The sequence below is a fragment of the Bacillus aquiflavi genome (assembly GCF_019915265.1).
In the GTDB taxonomy this organism is placed as follows: Bacteria; Bacillota; Bacilli; order Bacillales; family Cytobacillaceae; genus Bacillus_BT; species Bacillus_BT aquiflavi.
In genome coordinates, this window is sequence record NZ_CP082780.1 from 3415921 (window position 1) to 3432469 (window position 16549).

Consider the following 16549-nt stretch of genomic DNA (forward strand, 5'->3'; position numbering starts at 1 on the left):
TTATGTGTTTTGTTCTTTAAATTTGACAAATTGTTCTTCATAATAACGATCATCCGGATTTTCTTCAATTAACTCCCGTAATGCTCGTTCATAAAGGTCTATATTGATGTAATGATTAATATCTATATTTTCCACATCTTCTACATAGCCTATATCCTGCATTTGTTTCCACATTTCAACGACCTTGTTTTTGCTTGGATCTGCTGAATAGTGAGAATGTTCTTCATTGACTATTGTATCGATCACTTCATCATCCACGTTCATATATTCACGGGCAGCAGTTACCGCGTCTTTCGGGGATTCAAGTTTTTTACGCTCTGCACGAATAATCGCTTTTAAAAACCGTTTATATGCTTCACCATCATTTTCATCAAGTAGTTCTGTTCTCGTTACGACACGACAGCAAACATGTGAAGGCTGTAAATCATTACTCCATGTAACTGCCTCTAGCCCCATTTCTTGCGCCTGTGCGTAAAAAGTGTTTGCTGATACAGCAACATCGACTTTTCCTGAAGCAACTGCTTCAAGCAGCATATTACCTGTTTTAAACTCAACAATTTCTAAATCGTTTTCCCAATCAATTCCTGCTTCTGCTAACGCTGAACGGAATACAATGTCCGATGTAAAAATCCGAATTGTACCAATCTTTTTCCCTTTATAATCTTCAAGCAATTTGTATTGATCTTTATTTCCCTTTTTTACTAAAATCGGATGTCCACCTTCTAAATGACCGCCAATAATCGAAAGATCAGAATCGTTTGCAATAAATGTAAGCGGACCTGCTGTGCCGAATGACATCCCGATATCAATCTTTCCCGCTTGAAGTGCATTCAAACCGTCTGCAGAGTTAGCAAATCCGATACGCTTAACTGTAAGATTTTCATCTTCAAAATAACCTTCCTGCACAGCAATATCGACCAATGGTGCGCCACTAGTCTGACTAATTCCTACAGTCATTTCATATTGTCCCTCACCGTTTGCTTTTTTTCGTCCATTTTCATCAGATTGACAGGCTGAAAGAACAAATAAGCTTGCGACTAATAGTAACCCTTGTAAGATGTTCTGTTTAAATGTTAACTTTCTCATCTAAATCACCCCTTAAATGCCTGCCCCATCTTGTAAAACAGTTTGATTAGCTAAATTATTCAATATTTCCTTGTTCATCATGTTCAACAAATGCTCACGGAAATGGATAAACTCCTTGCTTGCAAAAAGTTGCTTGCGATTCATATTTTTTCGACTAAATGGGATCTCTATATTTACCGTCTTTGCTCCACCCGCTCCTGGGAGAAACATAATAATGCGATCGGCTAAGTAAATTGCCTCCTCTGCATCATGCGTTACAAAAACGATTGTACGATTTTGCTCACGGCTTATTCGCAATAATAAATCCTGTAGTTGGACGCGCGTTACCGGATCCAATGCTCCGAACGGTTCATCCATCAATAATAAATCAGCCCCATAGCTTAATGCCCGTGCAATTGCAGCCCGCTGCTTCATTCCACCAGACATTTGCCCTGGATACTTTTTCACCGCATGCCCAAGATTCACTAAGCTTAAATAGTCCTCCGCGATATGCTCAAGTTCCTTTTTATTAACGTTCTGATTCCGTTGCTTTAAAGCTAGAATGATATTGTCGCGTGCGGTAAGCCACGGAAACAATGAATAATCTTGAAAAACAACGCTGCAATCAGGATGTATCTTCTGGATTGAATTCCCGTTAACGACTATGTCGCCTCCATCTGGCTGTTCTAACCCTGCGATTAAGCGTAATAACGTACTTTTCCCACAGCCGCTTGGACCCATAAAAACAAGAAATTCACTTTCTTTTACGGTTAAATTAATCTCATTTAAAATTTTTATTTTTTCATAACTAAAATGAATTGATTGAACTTCGATTTTATTTGTTTTGAATTTTTCATCTAAGACTTGCTGAGGTTCTTGCAATCTATTTAAAACAGTGACCATTCGAACACCCCTTTATTCGTTGTATAGTACATGTCTGCCTAGCTCTTGAATCGTTATATCAACTGGTATATGCAACGTCATTGTCCGTAAGTTACGCCAAAATCGGTCAAAACCATAACGATTTGCTGTCGCCCGGCTGCCCATTACTTCAAAAATGCGTGATGTTATGTCTAAACCTGCTTTTGTAATAAATACCTTTGCTGCATGTGTAGCATCATCAAGTGTTTTTCTCTCCTCTGGTGAAATATGATTGCCCATATCCCATAAATTTTGGAACATGACGTTCGACTTTTCGAGAAGTAATTTTGCCGCTTCGAGCTGTACATAAAATTCACCATAATGGTGTTGAATAATAGGATCATCGATTGCTGATCTATGTGGCGTTCTTGCTCTCGTTTGCGTTCTTGTATATGGTAATGCTGCCTCAAATGCACCTTCCGCAATACCTAAATAGAGATGGTTTAAAACAAAGCTTGCAATATTCACTCTCAGTCTAGAAAACTCATCATGATTGAAACCATTTCGCAACACTTCTTTCTCTTCGACGACAACATTGTTAAATTCAACCGTTCCGCTATCTGTTTGACGCTGGCCAAAATTGTCCCAATCATTTTTAATAGATATTCCCATACGATTAGTAGGAATTACGACGAGTAAAGGCTCCTCCTGACCATCGATCAATGCTGATACTAATAAATAATCTGAGTCAACACTGCCAGAGCAAAATGTTTTAACACCATTAAAAATATACTTACTTCCCTCTTTGCGTGCCCTTAATTTAATATCTACAGGATTAAATGCGTTACCCAAAAAATAATTATGCTTTGCTGTAATTTTGTAATAATACTCCTTTTGCTCCTTGTTGCCACATAAGTGCGGTGTAATTAAATTAACGAAATGATAGCCGTATAAATGCGCTAATGAACTATCAACCTTCGCAAAGATATGCACGACATTCAATACATCTAGCCAATCGCCACCTTGACCGCCGTATTCCTTAGGAATTAGTAGCTTTAGCAAGCCGCTTTCACGAATTAAATCACGTTCAACCTTAGCAGTACCGCCAGCGAGGTCACGTTCAACAGCTGTTTTAGAAAAAATATTTGCTAAATCTTGTGCAATTTCTTCCACTTTTTTATTTTTTTCTAATACATATACCATCTCATTCCTCCTCCTTAACCCATGAGTTTCTGCACATAAGGGAAAATTAAACTGAATACTAATAATTGAAATTTCCTACTAATCTGCAATTTATAAGCTTAAACGTTATTGTACATACCGATTAATTCAAAGTCAACATATAATTCTTATGAGAATAGTATGAATTAATTTTACACCAAATATTTGGCTTGCAAAGACGGAGTTAACGCCTCTCTAATCATTTATCAATTTATTAGTAAGCATCATAAACTAAAAGATTTCCCTAATTTCCTGTATAAAAATCCCTGAAAAATGATAGAATGATAGCTAGTTTTTTGAGAAATGATCTTAAGATTATGGTATTATTAGAATAATATGTAAGAACTAAAAAAAAGCAATAGGAATTAAAAATGGTAGTTGCTCTGGTGGTTCTGGCTATATAAATTGTACAAAGAAAAAATTTATTCTTCTAATCCATCAGTTTGGGGAGAAATGAGTTTTAAGGCTAACTATTCTCTGCTTTTGGTGCGTACGACTCCATCTCATGGATTGAAAACTGAAGTGTTTGCAAGTTGAAGGTACGTATGCAAATCCAATCCTTAGGTAACTGAAGATTGGCAAGGAAAAACAAGCACTTACATTATCAGCTACACTTGTACTAGGAAGCAATTAGGGCTGGGGAACGCTGACAAGAAGTGTTTCTTTACTTGTAGGTTCAAATTCAGCCATAGCCCGTGGGAACACATATTATTAATTTATATTAACAGGTAACTAATTATGTTTATTGGAGATTTTATATATATGTTAGGTGCATAGTTTTACTAATAATATTTATTAGAAAATCAAAAAAAAGAGATTCATATCGTTTGATCGTTTATAAAAACTAAAAAAATGATGAACCAAGGGAGAAGTTGATGGGAATGATTATGCTATGTTAATGTCTAAAATTTTGAAAAAGGTATTTTTTACTCGTCTACATTTTAGGTACTTCCGCTTTTTATTGTACCTATGCTTTTATTAGGCGTTTCTTTACCTGTTTCTTGGATAACTTTAATTATCTTCTAGCCAATTATAAACCTTTCATCTTACATAAGGAGGAATGAACACGATGAAACATAAAAAGAAAATTCTCGCCTTCAGTGTCGGAATGTCATTATTACTAGGAGGTTGCTTTAATATGGATAACACGAATCATAAAACAAACAAAGCCAAAAATGAACAAACAAAAGAAACACCAGAGGAAAAATACGCAAGGGAGCATTACGTCCCCAGTTCAAGAATATACAGGGCAAGGCTATACACTTCGCAATGGTGAAAAAAAACAGATAAAATTGCGAAAGCTCATCGTGATGAAATTGATAAAGCGGTAAAGAAATTCTTTCTTGACAACTATAAAACTGAAGTAATCGTTCATAACGTTGTCGGCGCAGTTGATGGAGCATCCGTTTTTGTCGAATCGGTCGGCGAACCGCACTTTTACACGTATGCCATTGTCCCGATTGATATTGATGAGGAAAAAGTGTTAACCGACCAAGTATGGTCCCAGGAAGGGCAGGTAGAAGATTCTATAGCAGGAGCACTATATGCAATGATTTTCGATGAGGAGATTGCAACTCTTGACCATTATTTACAAACCTTTGTAAATAACCACCCAGTAATCGGAAAGAGGATTGATGCGATTGCAAATGTCGGCGCAAATGGATATAGTACCCCTTATTATTATATAAATACAATAGATGAAGCCTTTGACTCTCTTTTCAAGACTTATATTCAAAATCCAAACTTAAGTAAAGATGAGTGGAAAAAACAATTAACTCGTAATGATTTTGACCCTAAGGGAATTATCTTAACGATCCAACTTTATATGAAAGAGCCAAACATTGAACCTAATAAAGCCATTTTTGATCAAATTGTCTCTGATATTGAAAATATGGACGGTTTACCACGAGGTTCTTATACAGTGATATTAAATGACAATAATGTAGACAAAAAAACTGCAATAGGAACAAAGGATAATAGTCTTGAGCGCTCTGATCCAAACGATAAAATAAAACATTAGGAAGGAGAGATTAGCGTAATGACTATACAGAGAAAATCAACAGATGATAAAGATTTAGTAGAATTAGCTGGTTATCATGCTTATCGCTCTCATGATAAAGATGATACACTTGTAGTTAATGGGAAGAAATTTAGAGTTGTAGACACAAATTATAACCATCCAACGGGGCTCGACGCACTTACAGTTAAAAATGTTAAAACCGGCGAATATACGGTTGTATACGTCGGTACAGATATACACGCTGAAAATGGAAAACAAGATTTGATTACGGACATTCAATTATTAAGCGACTTAACACCTGAGCAAATAAAAGAAGCTCGAAAATATTTTAATGAAATGGATGAGAAATACGGCATTTCCTCGATCTGCGGAAACTCACTTGGTGGGGGTTTAACGAATTCAGTTGCGATTGAGCATCTAGATGTGAAGGCTGTTACGTTAAATCCATTCTTCTAAACACCTTCTCAATTATTCTATAATATTAAAAAGAACATGAAATCAACATTTTCCTCTATTTTTGAACCCCCCTTATTTTTATTGAAAAAAATTGTAGAATAATAGCTAATTATTAGTTTTTTTTGTTCTATTCTCTCTTTTTCCTTTAGGAAACAACCTTAATATTATGGTATTATTAGGATGACATGTAAATTATTTTTTTTATAATAGTAAAAACCTTTCACCTTACATAAGGAGGAATGAGCACAATGAAACATAAAAAGAAAATTCTCACCTTCAGTGTTGGAATGTCATTATTACTAGGAGGTTGCTTTAATATGGATAACACGAATCATAAAACAAACAAAGCCAAAAATGAACAAACAAAAGAAACACCAGAGGAAAAATACGCAAGGGAGCATTACGTCCCAGTTCAAGAATATACAGGGCAAGGCTATACACTTCGCAATGGTGAAAAAACAGATAAAATTGCGAAAGCTCATCGTGATGAAATTGATAAAGCGGTAAAGAAATTCTTTCTTGACAACTATAAAACTGAAGTAATCGTTCATAACGTTGTCGGCGCAGTTGATGGAGCATCCGTTTTTGTCGAATCGGTCGGCGAACCGCACTTTTACACGTATGCCATTGTCCCGATTGATATTGATGAGGAAAAAAAGTGTTAACTAATCAAGTATGGTGCCAAGAAGGACAAATTGAGGAAGCTATTATGGGTGGGTTATATGCGTTAGTTTTTGAGGAGGAGCTTGCCACACTTGATCGTTATTTAGAATCAGTTGTTGATAAATATCCGGTTATTGGCGTACGAGAAGAAGCCAACAAAAATACAGGGGCAAGTGGTTATATGACACCTTATTATTATCTTACAATATTTGGTGAGTCATTTATTCCTCTTTATGAAATGTATCTTACAAATCCGAAAAGACCGAAAGAAGAGTGGAAAAATGCTTTAAATATGAGTGAGCTTGATCCAAAAATGTACAGTGTAACGATCCATCTACATATGGCTAAACCAAATACAGAGCCAGATAAAAACATTTTTAATCAAATCGTTTCAGATTTAGAAAATATGGAAGGTCTCCCTCCTGGATCGTACAGCGTATTTTTACATGATAATAACGTGAATAAAAAGAACGCAATAGCTTCAAAAGACAATACCCTTAGAAGAACAGATCCAAATTATATTATGAAAGAGTAGGAGGAGAAATACATATGACGACTATACAACGACCAGCGACAGATGATAAGGATTTAGTAGAATTAGCAGGTTACCACGCCTATCGAGAATATAGTGAACAACAAAAGATCATAGTCAACGGCAAAAAATTTAAAGTTGTTCACACAAACTATAACCATCCGACGGGGCTCGACGCACTTACAGTTAAAAATGTTAAAACCGGCGAATATACGGTTGTATACGTCGGTACAGATATACACGCTGAAAATGGAAAACAAGATTTGATTACGGACATTCAATTTTTAAGCGACTTAACACCTGAGCAAATAAAAGAAGCTCGAAAATATTTTAATGAAATGGATAAAGAATTCGGCATTTCCTCGATCTGCGGAAACTCACTTGGTGGGGGTTTAACGAATTCAGTTGCGATTGAGCATCCAGATGTGAAGGCTGTTACGTTAAATCCATTCTTCTAAACACCTTCTCAATTATTCTATAATATTAAAAAGAACATGAAATCAACATTTTCCTCTATTTTTGATCCCCCCTTATTTTTATTGAAAAAATTGTAGAAATAGATAGCTAATTATTATGTTTTTTTGTTCTATTCTCTCTTTTTTCTTTAGGAAACAACCTTAATATTATGGTATTATTAGGATGCCATGTAAATTATTTTTTTATAATAGTAAAAACCTTTCACCTTACATAAGGAGGAATGAGCACAATGAAACATAAAAAGAAAATTCTCACCTTCAGTGTTGGAATGTCATTATTACTAGGAGGTTGCTTTAATATGGATAACACGAATCATAAAACAAACAAAGCCAAAAATGAACAAACTAAAGAAACACCAGAGGAAAAATACGCAAGGGAGCATTACGTCCCAGTTCAAGAATATACAGGGCAAGGCTATACACTTCGCAATGGTGAAAAAACAGATAAAATTGCGAAAGCTCATCGTGATGAAATTGATAAAGCGGTAAAGAAATTCTTTCTTGACAACTATAAAACTGAAGTAATCGTTCATAACACTGTCGGGGCAATCGATGGGGCAACGGTTTTTGTCGAATGGGTCGGCGAACCGCACTTTTACACGTATGCCATTGTTCCGGTCGATATTGAAGAAGAAAAAGTGTTAACTGATCAAGTATGGTGCCAAGAAGGACAAGTTGAATATGCCATTATGGGTGGGTTATATGCGTTAATTTTTGAGGAAGAGCTTGCCACACTTGATCGTTATTTAGAATCAGTTGTCGAAAAATACCCTGTTGTTGGTGTAAGAAAGGAAGCGAACGAAAATACGGGAGGAAGTGGTTATATGACACCTTATTACTATCTCACCATCTTTGATAAAACGTTTGAACCTCTTTATGAAATGTACATTACAAATCCGAAAAGACCGAAAGAAGAATGGAAAAATGCTTTAAACATGAACGAACTTGATCCAAAAATGTTTAGGATTACGATCCATTTACATATGGCTAAACCGAATACTGAACCAGATAAAGAAATTTTTAATCAAGTTATTTTAGATTTGGAAAATATGGACGGGCTCTCTCCAGGATGGTACAGTGTATTTTTACATGATAATAACGTAAACAAAAAGAGTGCGATAGCAACAAAAGATAATAGTCTTGAAAAATCTGAACCAGATTATATTATAAAGCAATAGGAAGGAGATATTGAAATGGTTACTGCAAAGCGAGCAGCGACAGATGATAAAGATTTAGTAGAGTTAGCGGGTTATCATGCTTATCGTGAGTTTAAAGAACAAAGTATAATCCCCGTAAATGGTAAAAGATTTATAGTTATGGACACAGAATATAATCACCCTACAGGACTTGACGCGCTCACAGTCCAAAATATAGAAAGTGGCGAATTCACTGTTGTATACGTCGGTACAGATATACACGCTGAAAATGGAAAACAAGATTTGATTACGGACATTCAACTATTAAGCGACTTAACACCTGAGCAAATAAAAGAAGCTCGAAAATATTTTAATGAAATGGATGAGAAATACGGCATTTCCTCGATCTGCGGAAACTCACTTGGTGGGGGTTTAACGAATTCAGTTGCGATTGAGCATCCAGATGTGAAGGCTGTTACGTTAAATCCAGCGATTCTTCCTGATAAAATGGTAGACCCAAATAAAGATTATTCGAATATGACGAATTATTTTAGTCTATATGATGTGCTAACAAGGGCAGAAACTGCTTTGCAAATGCACGACCGCATTCCTGGAAAGCAATTTACGATTAAAAATGGTATTCCTATTCTCACGAAAGAGAAAATCGGTACTAATCACACTGGCTTTCTTAGAAATAAAGATAAAACGCAGTATTACCCAATTGGTGACGAGGAAGAGCCGGGAAACGGAAACATTTATATCGATGCAGATGAACATATCGTTCTAAGTATTTGGACCGGTGAACCGCTTTATGAGGGTAGCTCAGAAAGGATCGAAATTAATAAAGAAAATCTTGATTTGTTAGCGCATGCTTTAAAGAACAATGTTAAACCTCGTTTGGAGCGTGCCGATACTTATTTAACAAATTCAATTGCGATTGTCGAAGATGAAGGAGAGAAATTTTCTACTCGAATAGACGAGCTAAAAAATAGTTTTCTTGAATTCTTTCAAACTGTTGGCGGAAATCCAATTTCAAACGGGCTTTCTTTAATTGGGGACTTTTTTCATTCGAAAATCAATCGACTTATTTTCCTTCTCAACGATGTAGAAAGAAAAGCTCTATCATTAAATATCATTTTAAACTCAAGCCCTGTAGAGTTAGTAGAATACATTTTAAAAATTGATCTAAGCGTTGAAAGTGTGATCGGTGAAGCAAGGGGTTTTTTATATCGAATCAAGGCTTTAATTGATGAATTTTTAGCTTGCGTTTACCATATTCAACATGAAAAAATCCCTGCTTTGTTTGAAGGCGGAAAAGATATGTTCGTTGATGCGATTGTCGGAGAATTACACGCACACTTTGACATTATTAATCTAAATAAAGAAAAGGTTGTTCAGCAATTAACTGATTTTGCAACTCTAGTAGCAAAAGTGGCAGAAGCTTTTGAGAAGCGTGATGAAAGCTTAGCACAAGCGATTAAAAATAATCAAGGAATTGATGATGTCACTTTAGACATTCAACCAAGCTTATACTGCATTCAAGAATCACCTTACATGGAAGAAAAAATGAACATAAAAGAGATTCATTTAGAGTTAGCCTTTACTAACTTTACTCACAATACTGAAACGTTGCTTACGCCAATACTTACTGCGTTACAAACAGTATTAGACTTTTTAGCAACTACAATCGAAACAATCGCTTTTACAATTAAGCAAGTTCCAAATATGCTCACTCTTCCCCCTGGGGTAGGAAAGGTGTTAAAACTTTTTGGGGATTTTAGAGAAAAAGTGAGAACAACGGTTGATGAAATTTCAGGGCTTTTGCAGGAGATGGCCGCAACAGTTGAAGGTGTTTCACAAGGGATTAACGCTTTGGTTGTCAATTATCCTCAGTTTTTAAGTAATTTCAGACAATATTTTGATACCGCTTTATTTGGAATTTCAAAATATTTCAATGTCCATCTTTATAATTTAGCAGCAATTGCTATTCTTGAAGAAATGGAACTTCTTTTTAATGATATTATTTATCAATTATCTAACCATAAGGCGAAGGCGATCGATGCGTTATGTGAGATGTCAAAAAGCGTTTCAAAAAACATCAAGCTCCTTAACGAGCAAGTCGACCGTGTGAAAATAATCTAAAGTTAGATGAACTTCTCGTAAGACAACATGGAACATCTACTTAACATTCTCCGCTAGCTTCCAACATGAATCCCATCAAAGATTAGTTAGCATTAAAGGTTAAAAAATGGAAAGGGGAAATCTCTAGCTGAAAAAACACCTGAATGAAATATCCCCATTCTAAAAAATTTATGCACCTGGCGGAATCGAACTATCTTCGTAGCGAACCTCTAAGTTTACAAATTTATTATACTCTTTCACAAATGCAAGCTGAACCGTTCCGACTGGACCGTTACGCTGTTTAGCGATAATAATCTCGATAATATTTTTGTTTTCCGATTCTTTATCGTAATAGTCATCACGATATAAAAATGCAACAATGTCCGCATCTTGCTCAATACTTCCTGATTCACGAATATCAGACATCATAGGACGCTTATCCTGACGTTGTTCAACACCACGAGACAATTGGGAAAGGGCAATGACTGGAATTTCCAATTCACGAGCTAACGCCTTTAAAGATCTGGAAATTTCCGATACTTCTTGTTGACGATTTTCTTTCATTCGACCGCTGCCTTGGATAAGCTGCAAGTAGTCAATTAAAATCATTCCAAGTCCATGCTCTTGCTTTAACCGCCGACATTTAGAACGAATCTCACTAATTCGGATTCCAGGTGTATCATCAATAAAAATGCCGGCATTTGATAGACTTCCCATTGCCATTGTAAGCTTTCGCCAATCTTCATCCGTTAATGAACCAGTCCGAAGATTTTGCGCATTAATATTTCCTTCTGCACAAAGCATTCTCATGACAAGCTGTTCTGCTCCCATCTCCAAGCTGAAGATGGCGACATTTTCATCTGTTTTAGTGGCGACGTTTTGGGCAATATTTAAAGCAAAGGCTGTTTTCCCTACAGAAGGACGGGCGGCAACAATAATTAAATCATTTCGTTGAAAACCAGCCGTCATACGATCAAGCTCTGTAAAGCCTGTTGCAATACCGGTTACCTCACCTTTACGATTATGAAGTAGCTCAATATTATCATATGTTCGTACAAGAACATCTTTTATACTATGAAAAGAGCCGGCATTTTTCCGTTGGGCTACTTCCATAATTCTTTTTTCTGCTTCGCTTAATAGTTCATCGACTTCATCTTCTCTTGCATATCCATCTTGAACGATTTCTGTTGCAGTTCTAATAAGCCGGCGCAGCAGTGCTTTTTCTTCAACAATCTGGGCATAATATTCAATATTAGCCGCAGTTGGAACTGACCCAGCAAGCTCGCTCAAATAACTGACACCGCCTATGTCCTCAAGTAGCTGGGCAGCAGCTAATTCTTCTGTAACTGTTATTAAATCAACCGCTTTCCCCTCATCAGAAAGCTTAAGCATCGCATGAAAGATTTTCTGGTGACTGTTACGGTAAAAATCCTCAGGTATTAATACTTCCGAGGCGAGCACTAACGAAGACGGTTCTAAAAAAACAGCCCCAAGAACAGCCTGCTCCGCCTCGATATTTTGAGGCGGAAGGCGATCAGCCAATATATCACTCATTCATCATGACCTCCCTTTACAAGAGGAATAAGGCTCATCAAAGAAAAAAATGATCAGTATGACACCGATCATATGTTCAACGCTTTTCATCTTAAATCTACTAGTCTTCCAAATATCCTGAATCGTTATAAATCTATTTTACCATGTCTCTTTTATAGTTTAATTGGAAATTTTAGTTTGCTGCTTTTACGTGTACAGTTAGCGTTGCTGATACTTCAGGATGAAGCTTAATCGGAACCTTTGTGTAACCTAATGAACGAATGGCATCACTTAATTCTATTTTTCGTTTATCAATTTTTATTTGATGTTTTTTTTGCAGCTCATCAGCAATTTGCTTACTTGTAATTGAACCGAATAAACGGCCGCCTTCCCCTGATTTGGCAAAAAGCTCAACTGTCAGCTTTTCTAAAGCTTCTTTTTGTTTTTTAGCTTCCTTAAGCACTTCCTCTGCAAGCTGTTGTTCTTTTTTCTTTTTCGCATTAAGAGTACTCAAATTGCCCGGAGTTGCTTCAACGGCTAATCCGTTTTTCAATAAATAGTTGTGCGCATATCCGTCAGCAACATTTTTTACTTCGCCTTTCTTCCCTTTTCCTTTAACATCCTTTAAAAAAATGACTTTCATTCTTTCGTTCCCCCTTCTAAATATTCATCTATTTCAGCTTTTAAGCGCTGTTCTGCCTCTTCAATTGTAATTCCTGATAATTGTGTCGCAGCATTTGTTAGATGGCCGCCGCCATCCATATTCTCCATAATTACTTGGACATTGATTTCTCCAAGCGAACGAGCACTTATTCCGATTCGGTTATCTAATCGTTTTGAAATAACAAATGAAGCATTAATCCCGTCAATTGATAACAGCGTATCTGCTACTTGAGCAATGAGCACTTGACTATACGTCTCATCTTGATCTCCTTTTGCAATTGCTATTCCATCGTGATAAAACGTGACGGTCTCAATAATTTTCGCTCGCTTAATATACGTTTCAATATCCTCTTTTAAAAACTTCTGTACTAACACCGTGTCTGCCCCCCGTGATCGCAAATAAGAAGCAGCATCAAAAGTACGAGATCCAGTCCGTAATGTAAAGCTTTTTGTATCAACAATGATTCCAGCTAATAACGCAGTCGCTTCTAAACGGTTAATCTTGCCCCGTTTTGGCTGATATTCAAGCAGCTCTGTTACTAACTCCGATGTTGATGAAGCATATGGTTCCATATAGACGAGTAAAGGATTTGAAATGAATTGTTCACTGCGACGATGGTGATCAATCACTACGACTTTACTCACTTTATCGATAAGTTTTTCTTCAATTACAAGAGATGGCTTATGCGTATCTACAATTACTAATAACGTATCGTCCCCACTTATTTCCAACGCTTCCTCTGGTGTAATAAAATGAGCATATAAGTCTGGATGCTGTTTTATTTCTTCCATTAATCTTTTTACACCAGTATCCATCTGTTGAGGATTAATAACAATATATCCTTCCCGTTCATTTAATTGTGCCACTTTTTGAATTCCGATTGCTGAGCCAATTGCATCCATATCAGGGTATTTATGACCCATAATAATTACTTTATCACTTTCAGTTACAATCTCTCTTAAAGCATGTGAAATGACACGTGCACGCACGCGCGTTCTTTTTTCAATCGGATTCGTTTTTCCGCCAAAAAACTTCACTTTTCCATTAATCTGCTTTATCACAACTTGATCTCCGCCTCTTCCAAGCGCTAAATCTAGGCTTGATTGGGCGAAAGTTCCTAGTTCTGGGAGAGAGGGCATACCAACACCAATCCCAATACTTAAGGTTAGCGGGACATTTTGTTTCGATGTAATTTCTCTCACTTCATCTAATATGGCGAACTTACTTTTCTCTAATGATTGAAGAATATTTTCATTCAGGACAGAAATAAATCGCTCTGAAGAAACCCTTTTAAGAAAAATACCGTAATCATTCGCCCACTTATTTAAAATAGACGTAACATGACTATTTAAACTGCTCCGCGTTTGATCATCCATTCCTTGAGTGAGATCATCATAGTTATCTAAAAAGACAATCGCAATGACAGTGCGTTCACCTTCATACATTTTTTCGATTTCCATTTGTTCTGTCACATCAAAAAAATAAAGGAGGCGTTCTTTTCTTTTATGAATCACGCGAAATTTCCGGTCATGAAGAGTGATCATTTCTGTTTGTATTTCCTGTTTTATGAGAGGAATAAGCGAGTCTGCAACGTCATATAACGACCTGCCAACAAGAGTGTCCTCATCAAAGCATGATGCTAAAAAAGAGTTCGTCCATTCAATATAATAATCATCATTAATGAGCATAATTCCAATCGGCATCTCTAATAAAGCTTCCTCCCCAACTTTTTTTATTCGGGAGGATAATGTTGAGATATACCGTTCTGTTTCTTTCCGCTGTCGGCTATCTGCTTTAAAAATGAAATAAATCGGGATAGAAATTAAAAAAAAGCCTATTAAGCTAAAAAGCCAATTAAAAAAGGCTAAAGCTGTGAGAAATACAGCTAACACACCGATTAATCCAAATAAAGGATAGCGAATAAATCGCTTTTCTGAAAATAATGGCATTTTTTCAGCTCCTACAGCAAAATGTTACTTTTTTGTCCCAACATATTGCCTTAAATTAAATCCTAAATCAATTATACCTAATATCCTTACAATAGGAAGGAAAATTGGTATGATGAATGCTAAGATTGTTGCAATAATTGGAATCGCCTTCGAATATCCTTTTGAATAACTAAAGTAAAAAATAAACGCAAACCCTTGTAATAATATTAATGCTTGCAAAATAAAGGAAAGGTTTGTTAATGCACCGTATAAAAATTGATCTTCTGCTGGTTTTACTAATAAAATGATCAAAATAGTTAAAAGATAATACAATAAAAGACTTCTTGGCAATGTTAGTTCACAAAACGGTCTCCACTTTGGAGGTTGAATATGGAAACGTCTCAATATAGGCATATTTACTAGCTGAATAACAAACATTCCGATAAAAGCCATTAATACAAACAAACTCGGTGCTAACGTCTTCATTAATTTTATTGTATCTTCAAATTGCTTTTGTAATGCTTCATTTGGACTTTGTCCCATTCTTGCTAACATCTCAAAAGACAGTTCCGTTGACTCGCGAAACACTTGAATCGTTTCTTCAATAAAATTAAGTTGAAAGAAGCTAACTGCAACTACATACTGAAGTACGATATTAATTAAAAGTGCGAGTGAGCCGCCAATGTAAATGGCAAACCGGCTATTCTCTTTTTTCAATAAGTAGCCAATGACCATTCCAACTGTTCCATAAGTAATCGTTACCGGGACAGCTAAAATAGTGCCAACAATAAGGGAAATAAGCGTAGCGGCGATTAAAAAAACAAGGGAAAACTTCAGTTCATTTTTTACTGTCATTAAAATAAAAGGAAACACTAAAAATAAAGAAACAACCACTCCAAGAACCGGAATATATAAAAAAACTAATAATAGAACAGCATAAATAGATAAAAACAGTGCTCCTTCTGTTAATTTATGTATATTTCCCACTCGTTCACCCCTTAAAAATTCTATTCCTATTGTAACGACAATTCATTCTGCAATCAACCAGTGTACATTTTGCTTTTGGAAAAAATGTTGTAAAGCTTACAAGGGATTAGAGTAAAAAAGCAGTGAGGTGTTAACACCCACTGCCTTTTTTATCTTATTATTCGCCTGTAACATATGGTAATAGTGCCATTAGACGAGCACGTTTAATAGCTACTGTTAATTTACGTTGATATTTTGCACTTGTACCAGTTACACGACGAGGTAAAATTTTACCGCGTTCTGAAATAAACTTTTTCAAAAGATCAACATCTTTGTAGTCGATGTGTGTAATACCGTGTGATGTGAAATAACACACTTTCCGGCGTTTTGCACGACCACCTCTGCGTCCTCCTGCCATTGAGGTTTCCCTCCTTTATCGATATTATTCATTTATATTCAATCTCATCCACCTGTTAAAACGGTAGTTATGCCCACTCTAACGTGTGTAATCTTTGGTATTCCAAAGGGTAAGGTTATTATACCATAATTCGTGTGTAATCTATACCTTAAATTGTTCCCTGATTTCAGAGGTTTTAGACGTTACGAATTATTTTAGGTGATATTAAAACACACGCTTTTTGTATTAATTGTTTCAAGTAAAATAGTAGCCTTTATCAGTTTAAATATTTCGTACCGAAGGAAAAGTAAATTAATGCTGAAACAATAATAATACCTGAAAAGAATAATGTTTTATTGAGCTTAGACCAATTTTTCATCCAACCCCAACGTTTACCATTAACATCAAGCCAATAAAGATCCACAAGCAGTGCTATAAGAATTATCAACACGAATGCAAAGTAGCCCATAAAGTATTTACCCCCAATCTATTCTCTTATCCAGAGCGATT

General features: G+C 36.0%; 15 protein-coding genes and 2 pseudogenes. 8 read left to right on the top strand and 9 right to left on the bottom strand.

The annotated features are described in order from the left end of the window. Genes K6959_RS16550 through K6959_RS16560 form a run of 3 tightly spaced genes read right to left on the bottom strand, consistent with a single transcriptional unit; the run spans position 1 to position 3129 of the window. Positions 1-1086, bottom strand: coding sequence for an ABC transporter substrate-binding protein (locus K6959_RS16550; protein WP_163242990.1), 1086 nt, complete (start codon positions 1084-1086; stop codon positions 1-3). Between the two features lie 12 nt (positions 1087-1098). Then, entirely contained in the window at positions 1099-1968 is an 870-nt protein-coding gene (locus K6959_RS16555; protein WP_163242989.1) for an ABC transporter ATP-binding protein, read from the bottom strand. 12 nt (positions 1969-1980) lie between these two features. Continuing rightward, the gene (locus K6959_RS16560; protein WP_223087077.1) at positions 1981-3129 is read right to left on the bottom strand and encodes an acyl-CoA dehydrogenase family protein; all 1149 of its coding nucleotides are present in this window, start codon (positions 3127-3129) and stop codon (positions 1981-1983) included. A gap of 1087 nt (positions 3130-4216) precedes the next feature. On the opposite strand from K6959_RS16560, the gene K6959_RS16565 reads away from it, so the two are divergent. The 8 genes and pseudogenes from K6959_RS16565 (at position 4217) to K6959_RS16600 (ending at position 10572) form a co-directional block, all read left to right on the top strand. Next, positions 4217-4423 (top strand): hypothetical protein, encoded by a 207-nt coding sequence (locus K6959_RS16565; protein WP_223087079.1) that lies wholly within the window; start codon positions 4217-4219, stop codon positions 4421-4423. 39 nt (positions 4424-4462) lie between these two features. Then, complete coding sequence (locus K6959_RS16570) at positions 4463-5167, top strand: DUF1672 domain-containing protein (protein ID WP_262421999.1); 705 nt, start codon at positions 4463-4465, stop codon at positions 5165-5167. Between the two features lie 18 nt (positions 5168-5185). Further along, positions 5186-5614: pseudogene (locus K6959_RS16575) on the top strand (SA1320 family protein); the annotation flags it as partial. A 257-nt stretch (positions 5615-5871) separates the two neighbouring features. Then, the gene (locus tag K6959_RS16580; protein ID WP_223087081.1) at positions 5872-6288 is read left to right on the top strand and encodes a DUF1672 family protein; all 417 of its coding nucleotides are present in this window, start codon (positions 5872-5874) and stop codon (positions 6286-6288) included. Further along, complete coding sequence (locus K6959_RS16585) at positions 6282-6821, top strand: DUF1672 family protein (RefSeq protein ID WP_223087083.1); 540 nt, start codon at positions 6282-6284, stop codon at positions 6819-6821. The genes K6959_RS16580 and K6959_RS16585 overlap by 7 nt, the downstream gene beginning before the upstream one ends. 14 nt (positions 6822-6835) lie before the next feature. Then, positions 6836-7267, top strand: a pseudogene (locus K6959_RS16590) (SA1320 family protein); the annotation flags it as partial. 257 nt (positions 7268-7524) lie between these two features. Further along, on the top strand, positions 7525-8472 hold the full coding sequence (locus K6959_RS16595) for a DUF1672 family protein (RefSeq protein WP_223087087.1): 948 nt from the start codon (positions 7525-7527) through the stop codon (positions 8470-8472). A gap of 15 nt (positions 8473-8487) precedes the next feature. Further along, positions 8488-10572, top strand: coding sequence for an SA1320 family protein (locus K6959_RS16600; protein WP_223087089.1), 2085 nt, complete (start codon positions 8488-8490; stop codon positions 10570-10572). A gap of 168 nt (positions 10573-10740) precedes the next feature. Here the strand turns inward: K6959_RS16600 and dnaB are convergent, their stop codons facing one another. The 6 genes from dnaB to K6959_RS16630 form a co-directional block, all read right to left on the bottom strand. After that, positions 10741-12105 (bottom strand): replicative DNA helicase, encoded by a 1365-nt coding sequence (dnaB, locus tag K6959_RS16605; protein ID WP_163242290.1) that lies wholly within the window; start codon positions 12103-12105, stop codon positions 10741-10743. A gap of 172 nt (positions 12106-12277) precedes the next feature. Continuing rightward, positions 12278-12727: a 50S ribosomal protein L9 gene (gene rplI / locus K6959_RS16610; RefSeq protein ID WP_163242291.1), complete on the bottom strand. Its 450-nt coding sequence runs from the start codon at positions 12725-12727 to the stop codon at positions 12278-12280. Beyond that, complete coding sequence (locus K6959_RS16615) at positions 12724-14697, bottom strand: DHH family phosphoesterase (protein ID WP_163242292.1); 1974 nt, start codon at positions 14695-14697, stop codon at positions 12724-12726. Before K6959_RS16615 ends, rplI begins: the two co-directional genes overlap by 4 nt. A 24-nt stretch (positions 14698-14721) precedes the next feature. After that, positions 14722-15663: a YybS family protein gene (locus tag K6959_RS16620; RefSeq protein ID WP_163242293.1), complete on the bottom strand. Its 942-nt coding sequence runs from the start codon at positions 15661-15663 to the stop codon at positions 14722-14724. 157 nt (positions 15664-15820) lie between these two features. Then, entirely contained in the window at positions 15821-16060 is a 240-nt protein-coding gene (gene rpsR / locus K6959_RS16625; protein WP_163242294.1) for a 30S ribosomal protein S18, read from the bottom strand. Between the two features lie 256 nt (positions 16061-16316). Beyond that, positions 16317-16508: a hypothetical protein gene (locus tag K6959_RS16630; protein ID WP_223087090.1), complete on the bottom strand. Its 192-nt coding sequence runs from the start codon at positions 16506-16508 to the stop codon at positions 16317-16319. Between the last annotated feature and the right edge of the window lie 41 nt (positions 16509-16549).